Source organism: Pseudomonas frederiksbergensis, from assembly GCF_900105495.1.
Classification (GTDB): domain Bacteria; phylum Pseudomonadota; class Gammaproteobacteria; order Pseudomonadales; family Pseudomonadaceae; genus Aquipseudomonas; species Aquipseudomonas frederiksbergensis.
Window position 1 is genome coordinate 3,731,408 of sequence record NZ_FNTF01000002.1, and the last position, 16,875, is coordinate 3,748,282.

Here is a 16,875-nt window from a genome sequence, read left to right on the forward strand (position 1 = left end):
GAGGCGACATGAAACTCAGCCTTGGACCGGTCCTGTTTTATTGGGACAAAGAGCAACTCAGCAACTTTTACGCCGAAATGTCGGCCTTGCCGCTGGACGTGATTTACCTGGGCGAAACCGTGTGTTCGAAACGCCGGGCCTTTTCGCTGGATCAATGGCTAGGGCTGGGGCGCGAGTTGCAGGAATGCAGCCAGGCACAGTTAGTGATCTCCAGCCTGACGCTGATCGAAGCGGCCTCCGAACTGTCCAGCCTGCGGCGGCTGTGCGACAACGGCCAATTGCTGGTGGAAGCCAACGACATGGGCGCGGTGCAGTTTCTGGCCGAGCGCAAGTTGCCATTCGTGGGCGGTCCGGCACTGAATGTGTACAACGGTCATACCCTCGCGCAACTGCTGGACTGCGGGATGACCCGGTGGGTGCCGCCGGTGGAATGCTCCGCGGCGCTGATTGGCGATGTGCTCGAGCAAGTGCGCGAACTGGGCCGCGAGGTGCCGGAAGTCGAGATCTTTGCCTATGGGCATTTGCCGTTGGCCTATTCCGCTCGCTGCTTCACCGCACGGGCGGAAAACCTGCCCAAGGACGACTGCCGGTTTTGCTGCCTCAACTACCCCGATGGCTTGCCGCTGACCAGTCAGGAAGGGCAGGCGTTGTTCACCATCAACGGTATTCAAACGATGTCAGCGGAGGTGACCAATCTGCTGGCGGATTACTCCGGGCTGGTGGCCTGTGGCGCCGATCTGTTGCGTCTGAGCCCCCGCGCTCAGGGCATGGCCGAGGTGATCGCGGCCTATCAACGGGTTCGTTTGGGCGAGACACCGCCGTTGTTCGTCGACGGTTGCAATGGCTATTGGCATGGCCAGGCCGGCATGTTGCGCGTCGAGGAGGTTGGCCTGTGTTGAATCGAAAGAAATGGCTGCTGAAAGGCGCCGACCGGTTGTTGCCGTTGGTGCGCCGGGTGCCATTTGCGGTGCAGCGCCTGGCGTTGCAACAGGCGCTCAATCGCTGCCTCGCCGGGCCGTTACGCGATGGCGAGTTTGAGGTTTTGCGCGGGCGTTGGTTGTGCTTGCGGATCCCGGACCTGGGGTTGTCGTGGTTCCTGACGTTGACTCGTGACGGGTTGCGAATTGCCGAACACGCCACGGCGCATGTGACGATCAGTGGTAACTGGCGCGAGTTTCTATTGCTGGCGAGCCGTCAGGAAGATCCGGACACGTTGTTCTTTCGCCGGCGTTTGGTGATTGAGGGCGATACGGAGTTGGGGTTGGCATTGAAGAACCTGATCGACAGCCTTGACCCAGATGTTCTGCCGGTTTGGTTGTGGCGCAATCTGGAGCGGGCCGGGAAGGGACTGGCGGCGGGGTAACCGCCAGGCCATTTCCTCAACGCCTAGAGATATTTGTCCGTTACGGCGCCTTCCGAGGCGCTGGACACGGTCTTCGCGTATTTGGCCAACACACCGCGTTTGTACTTGGGTTCCGGGCGCACCCAACGGGTTTTGCGCTCGGCCAGTTCGGCGTCGGAGACATCGACCGTAATCTGCCGTGTTTCGGCGTCGATGGTGATCTTGTCGCCGTCTTCAATCAGCGCGATCGGCCCGCCGTCAAAGGCTTCGGGCGTGATATGGCCCACCACGAACCCGTGTGAGCCGCCGGAGAAACGGCCATCGGTGATGAGCGCAACGTCCTTGCCCAGTCCCTTGCCCATGACCGCTGACGTCGGCGAAAGCATTTCGCGCATGCCGGGCCCGCCCTTGGGGCCTTCGTAGCGGATCACGATCACATCGCCGGCCTTGACTTCACCGTTGAGGATGCCGGCCAGCGCACCTTCCTCACCGTGATAGACCCGCGCCGTGCCTTCAAAGCGCAGGCCTTCCTTGCCGGTGATCTTGGCCACGGCGCCGGTTGGCGAAAGGTTGCCGCGCAACACCACCAAATGGGAGTCTTTTTTGATCGGTTGGTCGAAAGGCAGGATCACGTCCTGGTCTGCGGGGTAGTCAGGTACGTTTTCCAGGTTTTCGGCCAGGGTCTTGCCGGTGACTGTCAGCGCATCGCCATGCAGCATGCCGGCGGCGAGCATACGCTTCATCAGCGGCTGGATGCCGCCGATGGCCACCAGTTCGCTCATCATGTATTGGCCGCTGGGACGCAGGTCGGCCACCACCGGGGACACCTTGCCCAGCTCGACGAAATCATCCAGCGTCAGCTCGACATCCACGGCATGCGCCATCGCCAGAAGGTGCAGCACGGCATTGGTCGAGCCGGCGAGGGCGATCACCACTCGAATGGCATTTTCAAACGCCTTGCGGGTCATGATGTCGCGCGGTTTGATGTCTCGCTTGAGCAGCTCCATGACCTGCTGGCCAGCGCGGAAACTGTCCGACGCCTTGTCGCTGCCGACGGCGTCCTGAGAGCTGGAACCGGGCAGGCTCATGCCCAACGCCTCAATCGCGGACGCCATGGTGTTGGCGGTGTACATGCCGCCGCAGGAGCCAGGGCCCGGAATCGCCACTTCCTCGATGTGCTTGACTTGAATCTCGCTGATATCGCCCCGTGCGTGCTGACCCACGGCCTCGAACACCGAAATGATATCGGTGTGGCCGGCGCCCGGCCGGATGGTGCCGCCATAGACGAAGATGGAAGGGCGATTCAGCCGCGCCATACCGATCAGGCACCCCGGCATGTTCTTGTCACATCCGCCCACGGTGACCAGGCCGTCAAAGCCTTCGCAGCCGGCCACCACTTCAATGGAATCGGCGATCACTTCACGCGATACCAGCGAATACTTCATGCCTTCGGTGCCGTTGGCGATGCCGTCGGAAATGGTGATGGTGTTGAAAATGACGCCCTTGGCCCCAGCGGCATTCGCGCCTTTTTCGGCTTCAATGGCCAGTTTGTCGATGTGCATGTTGCAGGGCGTGACCATCGCCCAGGTCGAGGCGATGCCGATCTGCGGTTTCTTGAAGTCTTCGTCCGTAAAACCCACGGCCCGCAGCATCGAGCGGCCGGGCGCGCGTTCTACGCCGTCGACCACTTGGGAGGAATATTTGCGCAGATCAACCTTGTCGCTCATGACATCTCCTCACCGGCTCATCGAGAAAAGCACGATGAGTATAGTGGCCGGGGCAGACTATCAAGTCGGGAACAGACGCGCGGGTTTGCCGTGTCGTGATATTCTTCGCCCCAACTTGCTTTGACCTATTCAGTTTGCGTGTCCTTGAGACGCGCCAACAGAATCACTGTCGCTCAAGTAGCTGAAGCCAATAACGATAAGAAGTCAGTTCAGTAGGGACATATAAACTGAGGTCGATGGAGACACGTCGGCCTTGTGTGCCCACCCTCCAATCCCTTTGCGAGCGCAACCCACTGCATGCTGCCTGCATGCCGTGAACCGGGGCCTCAAGCATGGGGATGGAAGGGCGGATGGCGTTTTATCATAGGTGCTACACATGTTTAAAAAAATGAACACGGCCCTGCTGGGGCTGGCTTTGTCGATGGGGATCACGTCCGTTCACGCGGAAGAGGCAAAGAAAGTCGATGTACTGCTCATTGGCGGCGGCATCATGAGCGCGACCCTCGGTGTCTGGCTCAATGAGCTGGAACCTGGCACTTCGATGGAAATGATCGAGCGCCTCGACGGCGTCGCCCTGGAAAGCTCCAATGGCTGGAACAACGCCGGTACCGGTCACTCCGCCCTGGCCGAGTTGAACTACACCCCGGAAGACGATAAAGGCAACGTTCAGATCCCGAAAGCCGTTGAAATCAACGAAGCCTTCCAGATCTCCCGTCAGTTCTGGGCCTGGCAGGTTCAGCAAGGCGTGCTGAAGAATCCGCGTTCGTTCATCAACTCCACGCCGCACATGAGCTTCGTGTGGGGCGATGACAACATCAAGTTCCTGAAAAAGCGCTACGAAGCCTTGCAAGCGAGCCCGCTGTTCGCTGGCATGCAGTATTCCGAAGACCCGGCTGTGATCAAGAAGTGGGTTCCGCTGATGATGGAAGGGCGTGACCCGAACCAGAAAGTCGCGGCCACCTGGTCTCCTATCGGGACCGACGTCAACTTCGGCGAGATCACCCGCCAGTTCGTTGCGCACCTGCAAACCACGCCGAAATTCGACTTGAAACTGTCTAGCGAAGTGCAAGACATCACCAAGAACGAAGACGGCACCTGGCGCGTCAGCTACAAAAACCTCAAAGACGGCAGCAAAACCGAAACCGACGCCAAGTTCGTGTTCATCGGCGCGGGCGGCGGTGCACTGCACCTGCTGCAGAAGTCCGGTATTCCTGAAGCCAAGGAATACGCAGGCTTCCCGGTAGGCGGCTCGTTCCTCGTGACCGAGAACCCGACCCTGGCCGAGCAACACCTGGCCAAGGCCTACGGCAAAGCCTCCGTTGGCGCACCGCCAATGTCGGTTCCGCACCTGGACACCCGCGTCCTGGACGGCAAGCGCGTCATCCTGTTTGGCCCATTTGCGACCTTCAGCACCAAGTTCCTCAAAGAAGGCTCGTACCTGGACCTGCTGACCACTACCACCACGCACAACGTGTGGCCAATGACCAAGGTCGGCATCAAGGAGTACCCGCTGGTCGAGTACCTTGCTGGCCAACTGATGCTGTCTGATGAAGACCGCCTCAACGCCCTGAAAGAATACTTCCCGAACGCCAAAGCTGAAGACTGGCGCCTGTGGCAAGCCGGCCAACGCGTGCAGATCATCAAGCGTGATGAAGCCGCCGGTGGCGTGCTGAAGCTGGGTACCGAGATCGTTGCCTCGCAAGACGGCACCATCGCTGGTCTGCTGGGCGCATCGCCGGGTGCATCGACTGCCGCACCGATCATGCTGACCGTGCTGCAGAAGGTGTTCAAGGACAAGGTTGCATCGCCTGCCTGGCAGGAAAAGCTGCACCAGATCGTGCCGAGCTATGGCACTCAGTTGAATGGCAACCCTGCGAAAGTGGCTGAAGAGTGGGCTTACACCTCCAAGGTGCTGGAGCTGACTCCGCCACCGGCGATTGGTCAGATGGCGGCTCCGGCGGCTGCTCCGGCTGCTCCGGCCAAGGCGCCGAAGGCTAATGCTGCGACGGATATGGCTCTGTAACTAGAGGCCTGATCAAAAGCCCACTGAACCGGTGACGGTCAGTGGGCTTTTTTGTGCGTGATGGGTCAGCGCTCTCAGCCTTGGGGGCAGGTAGCCAGTGGCCAACCAATTCGCGCTGCACGAAGGAGACTGGCCTTAACAACCATGCGGTGAAAGGGGGCAATAACAAAGATGTAGGCCCGGCCTAAGCGGTTGTGGCAGTGGACCACGGTTGAAAAAACGAGTTGGCGACTGCCTTCTGGCTCTGCCTCTCCAGAACACAGGATCGATATCCGGAAGTCGAGGTGCTTGTCATCCTCTCCCAACACGATTTCAGTGTGGTTCGTGCTGTAGACCTTGAAGATTCCAACCCGATTGGCAAGTGATGCCAACTGTCTGGCTGTCTTGAGACCAAAACAGGCAACGATAGTGTCCCGGACTTTCATGAGCCATCCGATCCAGGATGGCTGGTGGGAAAGGATGAATCGAGCAAGCAAATCTGGATTGCCGGATGTGCCCGCAGGCAGCCGAATCGCAAAAGCGTCCGCCAGGTTCATCGACTTGTAAAGGTGGGTGATGCCGGACCTCGAGGGGACTGGCACGGACTTAATGAGCTCAAATTCTCGGGGCATCGGTGATCTCTCCTGAGTTCCAACTACTGATTGGACGACATGCCATGTCGCGTTTCCTGCTTAGGCTGTCCGGCACGAGGCACCAACTTCTCCTTGTCGGATACTGAGTCCGATCAAAGCATCATAGAGCGCTTGCTGCCCAGTTGGCAGAACAGGGAGCAACGTCGCCCGGCGCTTGTCGGCATCGAACCAGGATTCAACCAGCCATCCCACCAGATAGAGCGCCGAAAGGCATCCGCCAGCGGTTGCAACGTTTCCCTGGCATACAAGAGGCTGATTCACGGACTCAAGTCCCAGAGCTTGTAATCCCGATCGTGCATCCGGGTGTGTAGTGGCTTGGCCGTTGAGCAGCCCAAGCCGCTCGAGAATGAACGCTCCGGCGCATATGGAGCCGATTCGCTGGCGCTTGGAGTCAAGTTCAAACGACGGCAGGAAATCCGGGGCGGCAAGTGCAGCGGGTATCCCTTCCTTGCCGCTGACGAACAATACCGCGTCAGCACTATTGGCCTCGGAAAGCGGACCGTGCACCGAAACAGGCAAGCCGTGCGCCGATCGCACGATAGCGCTGGAACCCAATATTCGGACGTGCCAGTCCTCAGTGTTACGGCCTAAGATGTCCCACATCAGGAACAGGTCGATATCAGTGAATTGGTCGAAAGCAACCAGAACGATTTTTTTCAAGGCGAGCTCCATGAAAAGTGCGGCGTGCAAAACGCAACGGCCATCTTTGCTGGTGTTCGCAGCGTATCAATCGGTTGCGCACCATACACAGTCTGTATGGCGCTAAATATGGAGCGAAAAAACTGGTGAGCACACTAACTCGTAACCATTGGATCGCGGCTGGTTTTGAGGCCCTCGACCAAATAGGGCATGTTGGCGTTTCGGCCGAGAGCCTATCGCGCCGATTGAATGTGACCCGCGGATCGTTCTATCACCATTTCCGCAATCGCGAAGACTTTGTCCGCACCTTGCTGGCCGCTTGGGAAGAAGACTACACGGAGCGCATGCTCGCTTATGCGGCGCAGGGTCGTAGTGCGGGCGAAACCTTGAAACGCTACTTGAATATTGCCGCTGAGAAACAACCTGGGCGGGAAGTTGCCATCCGAGCCTGGTCGCTGCACGATCCGTTGGTAGGCGAGTTTCAGCAGCGTGTGGATACTAGACGTCTGGACTTCGCGATACGAACTTGCCGCCGCTTGGTCCATCTGCCAGGCGAAGCAGAAGTGATCGGGCTTGTGGCCCATATGTGCCTGATTGGTGGTCAACAGGCAGGGCTGCGGCGCGATGCCGCTCGCTTCAACAGTTTCATGCATCGAGCCTTTTCTCTTTTCGAAGGGGCTCTTCCACCGTGGCGGGCCTGACGCGCGCTGTAACAATAGCGATTAATGGAGACTTCGCATCCGTCATAACGCTACTGCGTTGGTTTTTGCTCAATGTCCTCCGAATCGCTAGAGGTGGCCGCATCTTTTTCCATCGCTTCCGGGTCGGCGCCGGAGTTTGAACCCGAAGCTTCCTCACCTTTTTTGTCGGCCTTTTCCTCTTTGGATTCAGTGCCCTGGGTCTGATTGATTCCGGGGAGCGTGGCAGGTGGCACAGCAGCATCTTCAGTGACCTTTTCGGTCGCAAGTGAGAAAAGCGGGCAGGCGAACAGGCCTGCGATGGTGAGTGCAGCAATTGTCCTGTTCATCAGATGGGCCTGCCGTGTGAGGGGATGTACAGCGTTGGAAAAAGCGGGAAAGGGAAGGTGCTAAGAAGCTGACAAACGGTGTCTCCCGAGTTCGCAGCTCCATCGGGCCAAAGCAGTGCCTTCTTCTGTCACGATAATGTGGCTTAAGATCACTGAAGACTGGATTGATACATCTCGACTAAAGGACGCGACAATTATGGAAATCCACTTTTCTCAAATCAGCGAGCGTTTGAACAATCGCCGATTTTCAGTAACAGACAACGCCCAAGGGCTGTCCGATGCACGCACAATATTTCACTACCATGTCGAGGAAAATGCTGTTTGGGGTACTTACAAGGGCGGCCATATCCGCCTGGGTAATCAAGTCGGACGTGCGACGGGCCCCGATACCATTGAGCTTCTTTATCAGTGCCTGACTACGGATGGTGAGATTCTTTCCGGCTGGTCCCGGGGCACGGTAGGCATTGATCACGCAGGACGTACCACGCTGACCTTCGTATGGGGTTGGCTGTCGGGCGCGACTGGAGGTGGGGAGTCGAGCTATGTCGAGCTTGTCGCGTAGCGGTTAAGTATTTTTTTGATAATTCCGCAGGGTGTTTTCGTAAAGGATCAACTCCCCTGATGACCATGATAAAGCAGCTATAAAACGTGCAATAAACCATCCATGAATACTCCCGAAAAAGTCGCCTCGACCGGTCCGATGAGAAACACAGGTCCCACGCCATCCCATTGAACCGTTACGGTTCCGCCATCACATTCAACCTCAACGGAGTTATCTAACAAGCCACGACGAATTCCGTTAACAGCGGCACCGCAAGAGCAGGAACCTGAACCGAGCGGAATGCCACCCCAGCGCTCCCAAATGCGCAACCGAATGTGTTTTCGGTCGATGATCTGGACGAAATGCACGTTCGTCCTGCGTGGAAACAGGGGATTGGTTTCAATTGTCGGGCCGATGGTCGCTATATCGATGGCTGTTAGATCCTCCACGAAATAGGTGCAGTGCGGATTTCCCATGCTGCAAGCTGTTGGGTCACCGGTAAGTGGCAAAACAGCAGTGTCCAGTTCCAGAGCCAGGGGAATATCCGACCAGCCGAAAAGCGGCTCTCCCATATTGACGGAAATTGCGCCGATTGAAGTTCGTTCGCAAGTGAGTAGACCACGGTTGGTTCGGAGCGCTATCGAAGTGCTGTTCGATTCGCGCATCAGCATATGCGCGGCGCCCCGCGTGGCGCTGCCACAAACATCCAGTGTGGAGCCATCAGCATTCCAAAACATCAAACGTGCATCGGCATCATCGCAATCGAGCACCACCGCGAGTTGATTGAATCCGACGCCTCGGTTCCGATCACCCATTTGCCGAGCCAGGGCACTTGTCATTGGGTTAGCCGCGTTTCGTGAGTCCACTACAACGAAGTCATCGCCATTGGCGTGCATTTTTTGAAAACTCAGCGGCATAAAAAGATCCTGGCGCAATTGATGTTTAAAGGCGATCCAGCCCCAACTCGGTGTTCTGATCCGTATTTTCCTGCGCTATCTGCATCTGTAACGCACACAGCCGCCGGCTCACAATAACGGCACGCTCCGCACTCGCGGCGAACGCTGCACCGCAAACTCATAATGTAGGAGGCCCAATGGGCAAGATGGCGATTTTCCTGGGCGGATTTCTGGTGTTGACCATTCTGATTGGTGCCCTGGCCACGATCTCTCCGGCTTAGTCCTTCCGGCGATCAAACGTCTTCTCGCCAGTGCCGTGCCTGAACGACCAGCGCCGGCGCAAAGTGCAGCACCACCATGCGCGCCAGGTGATGGGTCAGGATGAACACCACATTCAGCCCGCCACTGAAGGCGACGAGGGTAATGGTTTCGATGGCGCCAGGCATGTACGCCAGCCACAACGACAACGGATCGCTGCCCAGTACCCGTCCGGCCATTGCGGCAAACGCCGCGGCGATCAGCAACATCAAGGCGACGGCCACCAACCCGGCTCGGCCGTGGCGGACAAGTTCTGCGAGGCTGATGTCTTTGAATTTCGAGCCGATCAGCACGCCAAGGAGGACCACGGCGGTGTTGACACTCCATGACGGCAGGTGGAAGGCCTGGAGATAGCCCATTTTCATGTAAACGCCGGTGACAATGATCGCGGTGAGCATGAACGGTGCTGGAACGCCAACGCGCAGCAGCAAACGGCCGAACAACAGGCACAAGGCGATCAGCGACAGCAGGATCAGCACCGTGCTCATGAGCAGCGGGCTGGTCTGGGCAAGTGGCACGTCGGTCTGTCCGGGAATGCAGAAACTGACCAGCACGGTGATCGACAGCAGTCGCACCAGATGCACGACGATCACTTTGCCGGATGCGCACTCGGACTCGAGTAAATCAAATACGGCGGCGAGTGCTCCCGGATACACGGCTAACAAGGAGTCCTTCGGATTCCATCCCGAAACCTTCATCAGCCACAAACCAGCCACGGTGCTCTGGACCATCAAGCCCAGCAGCATGAAGCCCAGGCTCGGCAACATGGCGGCCGCCGTTTGGCTGTTCCACGAGGTGAACATCAGGCCGGTCGCGATCCCCAATACGATTTGCACGTAGCCAAGGCTGAAATGCAGCGTTGGGGAAAAACGCAAGTTACTGGCGATCAACGCAGTGGCGAGTATTGAACCAAGCAACAGGCCATGGGGGAGACCGGCATATTGCAGCGCGGTGCCGACGCCGCTGGCGATCAGCAAACACAGTAGGGTTTTCAAATGAGTCTTCCTTGATTCCTGTTGAACCCAACGCTTGCATCCGGGCCACGCACGTTGTCCCACCTAACGGTCTGAAGCGTCAAGTGACATCCCTTTCGTGGCAAAACCCGAGTTGAACCCCTGTCTTCGGCTGAGACCTAATCAGTAGTAATCGCAGGAGGGCCAAATCATGTCTGAAGCTACCAGCTATTTTTCAATCGCTGTCGCGGTGTTCATTCTGCTCGTTGACCTTTGGGCCATCATCAGTGTGTTTCGCAGCGACAAAACGGTGGGGGTGAAAGCGGCTTGGGCTATCGGCCTCATCCTCTTTCCAGTGTTTGGATTGATCGTTTGGGGTGTTGCAGGGCCGCGCGGAATCAAGGAGGGGCCAACCTCGCAGGAACACAGCAAAGGATAAAACCTTGTCCGTTTGTCGACAGCGTTGAAGGTTTTTTGAAATTTACCAAAGCAGGAGACAGCCATGAAAAAACTATACGTGTGCCTTACCCTCGGCAGCCTGTTTCTGCTGCAGGGTTGCTTCGATAGCTCAAAAAATACAACCAAGCAAAATACCGACGGCACCAAATCATCGGTGCAGATGCAAGAAGGTAAGGCTGAACAGAGCAAGTAATGCCCCAGGACGATGAAGGAGAGACGTTGAAATACGATTTGGAGCAGCGGGATCTATTGCGACCGGGGCGATGACGGCTTCAGGCGATTATCTCAATCGAGGTGGTAGCGCTCCAGATCACGCGCCAGGAACAATTCGCGTGCCGCTGACATTTCTATTCCGGGTAAGGGACACCCGCTGAAGTGCCAGGAAAAATGAGATCCATGACCGACCCTTCATCGTCGAAACCGATCTTGAAGTTCTTTCATGCATTCACCAGCCGGCTCGAAAATTGCGAAATTGCCAAGGGTCGTCCGGCTGATGCTGTGCTCCGGAAACTCATGGCTGCCCCAGCCAAGTTCAGCGGGCTGGCATGCCTCCGGGGATGAAGCCTTCCACTGACCATGTGTTTACGAACTCTCCGATTTCTTTACGGCGATCAGTACACTGAAAATCGTATTCGGCGATATGAATGACTTTCACTCCAAGGTCATAGGCTTGGTCGCCGTGTTGTGCTCATGATTAAATCTCCGCATTCAATCTTTGCGCGAGAAATGTAGCGCTGTTTAAAGTGCGACAATTTCTGGATGTTTCGGTGCCATTGAGGCGATGGGTATTAGCGCACCAGTTGCTCCACCAACTCATCGGTCACGTAGTGCGGTCCGTCGAACAGGTAGAGCGGGTAACCGTCATAGGCCGCCAATTGGGTCTTGAGCTCGGCGGCCGTCGCGGAGCGGAATCCGCCACCGAAACTCGGGCGAAAGGCTTCGACGATGATGCGCACACGTTTTTCACCCAGACGCTGGCGCAAGGCGTCGGCGTAGGTTCTGGCGACCGGCGCGCTGCGGGCGTAGACACCGACGCCGTCCTGGAAGAACACGCCGATGTCATCCGGCAGCCAGCGTTTGAGCCATTCGGCCGTGGCGGCAGGGCCGATATTGGCGCCGTCATAAACACTGATCCATAACGGTCGCGGTAATTTGGCCAGCAGGGCGGGCAGCTCTTTGGCACGGGTCCAGCTCGGGTCGACTTCGACGGGGAAATACCAGCCGGTGACGTTTAACGGCGTGGGCAGTTTGGCGATGCGTTCCGAGACAGCAGCCAGTTGCTCGATGTTGTCCCGTGAACGGTTTTCGCTGAAATAACCCGCCAGCCCAAGGATGACATCCTGCGCCCAGGGCGCCTTGGCGATGCGCGCCCAATCGGGTAGCACCGGCACGCCGGGCAAGCCGGTACCGGGAATGAAGGCCTGATCGTCGACCACAGTCCACTGCACCAGCAACTCACGAGCCCCGAGTTTTTCCCAGTGCCCGCTGATGCCGACGGTCTGGTTGTCCGGCTGCCAGACGATGCCGACAATCCCCGGTTCGACAGCCTGGGTGCGCGTCACGTAGAGCACGCCGGTCGTTGCGGCAAGCGTGACGGCAAACAGGAGCGCAGCAACAGCCGCGCGACTGACGTTGTAGTTAAAGACTTTCACGGCAGGGCCTTTCAATAGGAATAAGTCAGGCGCCCGAACACGCCTTGAGCGCGATCGTCACCCAGCACCTTCACGCGATACTGCAAGGAAAAATCCACGTAGGAGCGGGGAGCGTTGTAGGCATCCTCGCGGAACCAGTAGCGAACGTTATTACCTACACCCACGCCACCGGCCTTGCCGGATGATGAGTCGGTGCTGCCATCGGCATCGGTCCCACTGTTCATTTTGGAGTCGTAGTCGAACGCCGCCACGACATGCGGGAAACTCACCCAGCGCGAGCCTGCTCCACCCATAGCGTAGCTGCGACCCACCTGCCATTCGCTGTTGAAATAGTCTCGCGAGTCGTTGATGTAGTGCCCGGCCTCGGCGAACAACTGCGAGGTCCACCAGCTGGAGGCATCGACCCGCAGATCGGTGCCGATGCTTGAACCGTAGCCCAGGCGCACCAGCCAATCACCGTCAATGTCCGACGATCCCAACGGGAACGTGCGTTCGACCGCGGCCATCACATTCAGCGAGGTGAACGGTTTGACCCGTACGCCGACAGCGCCTTGCAGCGCATCGAAACCAGTGTCCGAATCGCCGTTCTTGCTCCACAGCGTGTCGGTGACGCGTCCGTAGAGTTCGACAAAACGGGCGTTGCGATAGCCCAAGGGACGCCAGGACAGTTCGGTGCTGTTCTGCAAGCTGTCATTGCTACTGCCGCCGCTCGGGGCTGAACTCAGGCCACTGCTGGAATTGTTGCCGCGATAACTGGTGGTGCTGGTCAAGCCCCAGGTGCGCGAAACATCGGCCACTGCGCGGCGGGTATCGAACAACTGCTGCGCCGACATGTCCCGTTCGCCGGAGGCTTGTGCGTCGATGACACGCTTGAAGTAGCTGACGGCTTGCTCGTCGTCATTGACCCGCATTGCGGTATACGCCGCGTCCTGCGTTGCCGTCGGCGTGAGCCGGTTATCGGCATCGGCGTTGCGGAACGACGTGTGGGCGCCGTCGTCATCACCCGCCTGGACCGACAGGTAGGCGATCTGCAGGTCGCTCATCGATTCCAGTTCGCCCGTTGCCCGCGCTTGCTGCAATCGCTCGCGCGCAGTTCGGCGCTGACCGATCGCCGCATACAGGCTGGCCTCCTCGTAAGCGGGCAAGCTGCCCAGTGCCAAGGCCTGGGTAAAGTCCTTGCGAGCCCCGGCATCGTCCCCCGATTGCTGACGCAGACGACCACGCTGGGCCAACAGTTGCGCGTCATCGGCATTGAACTTGAGGCCGTCGTTGGCTGCGGTGATGGCTTCGGGGAAGCGTTTCTGCTCACTCAGGGCGCTGACCAACAGACGTCGGTAGGCCGGATTTTCCGGTGCGCGATCAATGGCTACCTTCGCCAGGGCAACTGCCGTCTCGGGGGCCTTGCGGGCCAACGCCGCGTAGGCCTGGGAGGCCATGTCGGTTCCCCCGTCGCGCCGGTTGCCCGGCCAGATATTGCAGACCAGGCCGAAGGCACTTTCCTGACAGTTCAATGCGGGTGCCGGAAAGAGGGCGACAGCGTTCAAGCCGTTGTTTTTCTGCCGCAACGCCATTCGCGCGGCAGTCCGTCGGCGGGCCAGTTCGCCGCTGTCATCGTCGGTCAGTGGCTGCAAATGATCGAGCGCCTGCTGCGGCTCGCCATGGGCCAACGCGGTGTCGGCGGCGAAAAACCGAATGTGGCGGGTTTCCGCTTTCGGCAGGCCATCGACGGCCAGCGCGTGATTCAGGTCAGCCTGGGCTAACCGGGTTTTGCCCTGGCGGTCGAGGGCGTAGCTGCGCAAAATCCACGGCGCAATGTCCCCATCGTTCTGTGCCAATGCAGCCGACGCAGCCTGTTCGGCGCCGTGGTAATCCTTGCCAGCCAGCAGCGCACTGATCAGCAGTTGCTGATTGGCACTGATCTCGGGCGCCCAGGCGACGGCTTTCCTGGCCTGGTCAACGGCCAAGGTCACATTGCCTTGCTCCAGGGCGTGATACCCCTGTACCGCCAGCGGCGCCGCCAGTTGACGACGAATCGCTTCACGGCGCAGCAGCAAAGTCTCGTCGTCCGGGAACATCGCCAGTGCCTGGGTGGTGGCCTGATCCGCTTCTTGCAGATGCTGTTGACGCTGCAAGGACTCGATTAGCAGCAGCCGATAATCCATGCGTTTCGGCGCCTGGGCGACAGCGGTGCGTGCCGCCTGGGCAGCCGCGCCGAAGTCATCGCGATCATAGGCCTTGAACGCCTTTGCCGCGGCGCCGAAGCCCGGGGCTTGGCGCGACTGTGGGTAGCGTTTGGGATGATCCCGCAGATCCTTGTCGCGCTGGGCCAAGGTAATCAGCGTGTTCAAACGGGTGATATCGGCCCGCTGACGCAACGCCTCGCGGGCCTTGGCAATGGCCAGGTCGTAGTCTTTGCGTTCGTAAGCGCTATAGGCCTCGTTGGCCGTGACATAGGCCGGGCCGGTCAACGGCAATGGCAGCGTCTCGGCAGGCGCAACGGCGGGTATCAGGCACAGTCCCGTGGCCATTAGGGTCAGGAAGGGACGGTTCATGCCGGAAGTTCCTCAGGGTAGTGGCTGTGCTGACGGGCCACGGCCTTTTCGATGGTGGAGCGGGGCAACACGCCGCTGTCGACCAGATAGTCGCCGATGCGTCCGTGATGCTGTGGGCGGTACTGCAACATGGCGCGACTGAACACGTCGCGATCCAGTAGCCCCATTTCGATCAGCAGGTCACCCAACAGTGGCGCTCGCGCATCCGGCACCGATTGGCCTTCACGCACGTTCTGTTGACGCAACTGCGCGACGATTTCGCTTTCCCGGGCGATCAGCTGTAGCGGTTCGGTGCCCAGTTCATCGCTGATCTGTTGCAGGCCTTCAGCTGTCAGTGGACTGGCCACCGCGACTTGCGCTCGGCCGTCGGCATTCAAACCAAGCGGCACTACGCGCCAGCGCAGGGCGAATTCATCGTCCAGGGCCTGGGTGGAATCCTGAGCCATGGCCGCCACATTGAACACGCGCGGCAAGTCGTTCTGAAAGGCAATGGCTTCAGCCAGTGTCTCGTCATCCAGCCAGCCGTTACTGAGCAATATCCGCCCCAATGGCATGTGCCGGGTTTTCTGTTCGGCGAGGGCGCTTTGCAGGTCGGTTTCGTTGATCGCCTGCCAGGACAGCAATACGCTGCCCAACTTGCGCGGTGCGAAAGCAACCAGGTCGGTGGACGGGAAGTCGTGCATGGTCTTGTCCCACACCAGCTTGCGGTTCAGCACCTTGCCGACCAGGAACATGCGCCAGGCCCGTGAGGCGGCCATGAAGTTGACAAAGTTGCCCACGACCATCCGCGGAATGGACAGCAAACCATGCTGCCAGCCGTACAGCACGGTGGTGAAATAGCAGCGGTGTGCGATACGCCAGGCCAGCGCGATACCGTTGGCCAGCAGCAAGTATTTGATCGCGCCACTGGTTTCAAACGGGGTCGGGAAGCTCACATCCCACAGGCCACTCTGGCGCAGGATAATCAGGCCCAGCAACTGCAAGAGGATCACGTAGGCGATGATGCTGACGAACGCCGTCACGATGCCTTTGCGGTCACGGAACAGCAGGTATCGGTTGGCCAGTGAGCCGCTCCAGCCCATTTGCTCCCAGCCTTGCAGGCCGATGCCCAATGTCCAGCGGGCTTTCTGGCGAAACGCAGTGCGAAAGGTGTCGGGAAAGAATTCGCGAACGCACAACGGCATCTTCAGGGTCGATTCGTAAGGCTTGCGAAACCATGATTTGCGCAGCACGCGAAACTGCACCGGGAAGCGTACGAAGATCGCGTTCATGCCGACCTTGGCCAGGCGTGCGCCGACGTCATAGTCCTCGGTGAGGCTGTCCGTGTTGAACGGCTGGTTCTGAGTTTCCCCGGCCAGTACTCGCAGGGCACGATGGGAGAAACAGGTGCCGACTCCGGCCGATGGCACCGTGTCGGTCATGCTTTCACGCACCACCAGATCCTTGCCATGCCATTCGGCGAATTCGTCCATGTAAGTGCCGGCCACCCATTCGTACCAGTTGCGCTCCAGCGAAACCACGGGCAACTGGATCATGTCCTTGCGCGGCAGCAAGTAGTTGAACAGGCGCAACTCCAGCGGGTGCAGCACGTCCTCGCTGTCGTGCAACACGACGCCAGCGAAGGTCATGCCGTGGGTTTTTTCGTGCAGGAAGATGGCCTGGATCACCCAGTTCAGGCAGTCGGCCTTGCAGGTTGGCCCGGCATGCGGGACTTCCACGCGATGCAGCTGCTTGTAACGCCGACGCATGCGTTCCACTTCATCGATGGTGCGCTGGTCGTTGATGTAGGTGCCGACGAAAACCACATAGTTCTGGTAATCGAGGGTCGAGACCATGTTTTCGATCATCGGGGCGATGACGTCATATTCCAGCCAGGCCGGGACCATGATTGCCAGAGGCTGTTCATCACGGGCCATCAACTGTTCGGCGGTCAGCGGCCGGTACCTGCGGTCCGCAGTGAACTTGCGGAACAGGCGGCGAGACCAGTACCACAGGTCAATAAACAGGTCGTCCAGGCTGGAAATCAGGATCAGCACCGCGACCACGATGGTCGAGATCTCCAGGAAGCTGTAGTAGTGGGCCAGCCAATAGGGCCAATAGAGCGACGTCATCGA

General features: G+C 58.8%; 16 protein-coding genes and 1 pseudogene. 7 read left to right on the top strand and 10 right to left on the bottom strand.

Annotated elements, in window-relative coordinates:
• Positions 1-8 precede the first annotated feature (8 nt).
• Both BLW70_RS17770 and ubiT read left to right on the top strand, forming a co-directional pair.
• Positions 9-899 (top strand): U32 family peptidase, encoded by an 891-nt coding sequence (locus BLW70_RS17770; RefSeq protein WP_074876080.1) that lies wholly within the window; start codon positions 9-11, stop codon positions 897-899.
• Positions 893-1,363, top strand: coding sequence for a ubiquinone anaerobic biosynthesis accessory factor UbiT (gene ubiT / locus BLW70_RS17775; protein WP_074876082.1), 471 nt, complete (start codon positions 893-895; stop codon positions 1,361-1,363). Before BLW70_RS17770 ends, ubiT begins: the two co-directional genes overlap by 7 nt.
• 23 nt (positions 1,364-1,386) lie before the next feature.
• Here the strand turns inward: ubiT and ilvD are convergent, their stop codons facing one another.
• Positions 1,387-3,069 (bottom strand): dihydroxy-acid dehydratase, encoded by a 1,683-nt coding sequence (gene ilvD, locus BLW70_RS17780; protein WP_074876084.1) that lies wholly within the window; start codon positions 3,067-3,069, stop codon positions 1,387-1,389.
• A 376-nt stretch (positions 3,070-3,445) separates the two neighbouring features.
• On the opposite strand from ilvD, the gene mqo reads away from it, so the two are divergent.
• Entirely contained in the window at positions 3,446-5,092 is a 1,647-nt protein-coding gene (gene mqo / locus BLW70_RS17785) for a malate dehydrogenase (quinone) (protein ID WP_074876085.1), read from the top strand.
• A gap of 74 nt (positions 5,093-5,166) precedes the next feature.
• Here the strand turns inward: mqo and BLW70_RS17790 are convergent, their stop codons facing one another.
• Together BLW70_RS17790 and BLW70_RS17795 are read right to left on the bottom strand one after the other, a co-directional pair.
• Positions 5,167-5,703, bottom strand: coding sequence for a DUF2867 domain-containing protein (locus BLW70_RS17790; RefSeq protein ID WP_074876087.1), 537 nt, complete (start codon positions 5,701-5,703; stop codon positions 5,167-5,169).
• Positions 5,704-5,763: 60 nt separating this feature from the next.
• Positions 5,764-6,384, bottom strand: coding sequence for a DJ-1/PfpI family protein (locus BLW70_RS17795; protein WP_074880643.1), 621 nt, complete (start codon positions 6,382-6,384; stop codon positions 5,764-5,766).
• 125 nt (positions 6,385-6,509) lie between these two features.
• Here BLW70_RS17795 and BLW70_RS17800 point away from each other — a divergent pair, with 125 nt between their 5' ends.
• Positions 6,510-7,064 (top strand): TetR/AcrR family transcriptional regulator, encoded by a 555-nt coding sequence (locus BLW70_RS17800; RefSeq protein ID WP_074876089.1) that lies wholly within the window; start codon positions 6,510-6,512, stop codon positions 7,062-7,064.
• A gap of 50 nt (positions 7,065-7,114) precedes the next feature.
• Here the strand turns inward: BLW70_RS17800 and BLW70_RS17805 are convergent, their stop codons facing one another.
• Positions 7,115-7,390: a hypothetical protein gene (locus tag BLW70_RS17805; protein WP_074876091.1), complete on the bottom strand. Its 276-nt coding sequence runs from the start codon at positions 7,388-7,390 to the stop codon at positions 7,115-7,117.
• Between the two features lie 196 nt (positions 7,391-7,586).
• On the opposite strand from BLW70_RS17805, the gene BLW70_RS17810 reads away from it, so the two are divergent.
• Entirely contained in the window at positions 7,587-7,952 is a 366-nt protein-coding gene (locus BLW70_RS17810) for an avidin-fold protein (RefSeq protein ID WP_074876092.1), read from the top strand.
• Positions 7,953-8,029: 77 nt separating this feature from the next.
• Here BLW70_RS17810 and dapF read toward each other — a convergent pair whose 3' ends face one another.
• Positions 8,030-8,848: a diaminopimelate epimerase gene (dapF, locus tag BLW70_RS17815; protein WP_074876094.1), complete on the bottom strand. Its 819-nt coding sequence runs from the start codon at positions 8,846-8,848 to the stop codon at positions 8,030-8,032.
• Between the two features lie 272 nt (positions 8,849-9,120).
• Positions 9,121-10,140 (bottom strand): AbrB family transcriptional regulator, encoded by a 1,020-nt coding sequence (locus BLW70_RS17820; RefSeq protein WP_074876096.1) that lies wholly within the window; start codon positions 10,138-10,140, stop codon positions 9,121-9,123.
• A 169-nt stretch (positions 10,141-10,309) separates the two neighbouring features.
• Here BLW70_RS17820 and BLW70_RS17825 point away from each other — a divergent pair, with 169 nt between their 5' ends.
• Complete coding sequence (locus tag BLW70_RS17825; protein WP_074876098.1) at positions 10,310-10,537, top strand: PLD nuclease N-terminal domain-containing protein; 228 nt, start codon at positions 10,310-10,312, stop codon at positions 10,535-10,537.
• A 63-nt stretch (positions 10,538-10,600) separates the two neighbouring features.
• On the top strand, positions 10,601-10,750 hold the full coding sequence (locus BLW70_RS30835) for a hypothetical protein (protein ID WP_162842858.1): 150 nt from the start codon (positions 10,601-10,603) through the stop codon (positions 10,748-10,750).
• 317 nt (positions 10,751-11,067) lie between these two features.
• Here BLW70_RS30835 and BLW70_RS31135 read toward each other — a convergent pair.
• The 4 genes and pseudogenes from BLW70_RS31135 to BLW70_RS17840 form a co-directional block, all read right to left on the bottom strand.
• A pseudogene (locus BLW70_RS31135) lies at positions 11,068-11,218 on the bottom strand (saccharopine dehydrogenase NADP-binding domain-containing protein); the annotation flags it as partial.
• Positions 11,219-11,345: 127 nt separating this feature from the next.
• On the bottom strand, positions 11,346-12,209 hold the full coding sequence (locus BLW70_RS17830; RefSeq protein ID WP_074880646.1) for an alpha-amylase family protein: 864 nt from the start codon (positions 12,207-12,209) through the stop codon (positions 11,346-11,348).
• Between the two features lie 11 nt (positions 12,210-12,220).
• Positions 12,221-14,761: an NfrA family protein gene (locus BLW70_RS17835; protein ID WP_074876100.1), complete on the bottom strand. Its 2,541-nt coding sequence runs from the start codon at positions 14,759-14,761 to the stop codon at positions 12,221-12,223.
• Complete coding sequence (locus BLW70_RS17840) at positions 14,758-16,872, bottom strand: glycosyl transferase family protein (protein WP_074876102.1); 2,115 nt, start codon at positions 16,870-16,872, stop codon at positions 14,758-14,760. Before BLW70_RS17840 ends, BLW70_RS17835 begins: the two co-directional genes overlap by 4 nt.
• Between the last annotated feature and the right edge of the window lie 3 nt (positions 16,873-16,875).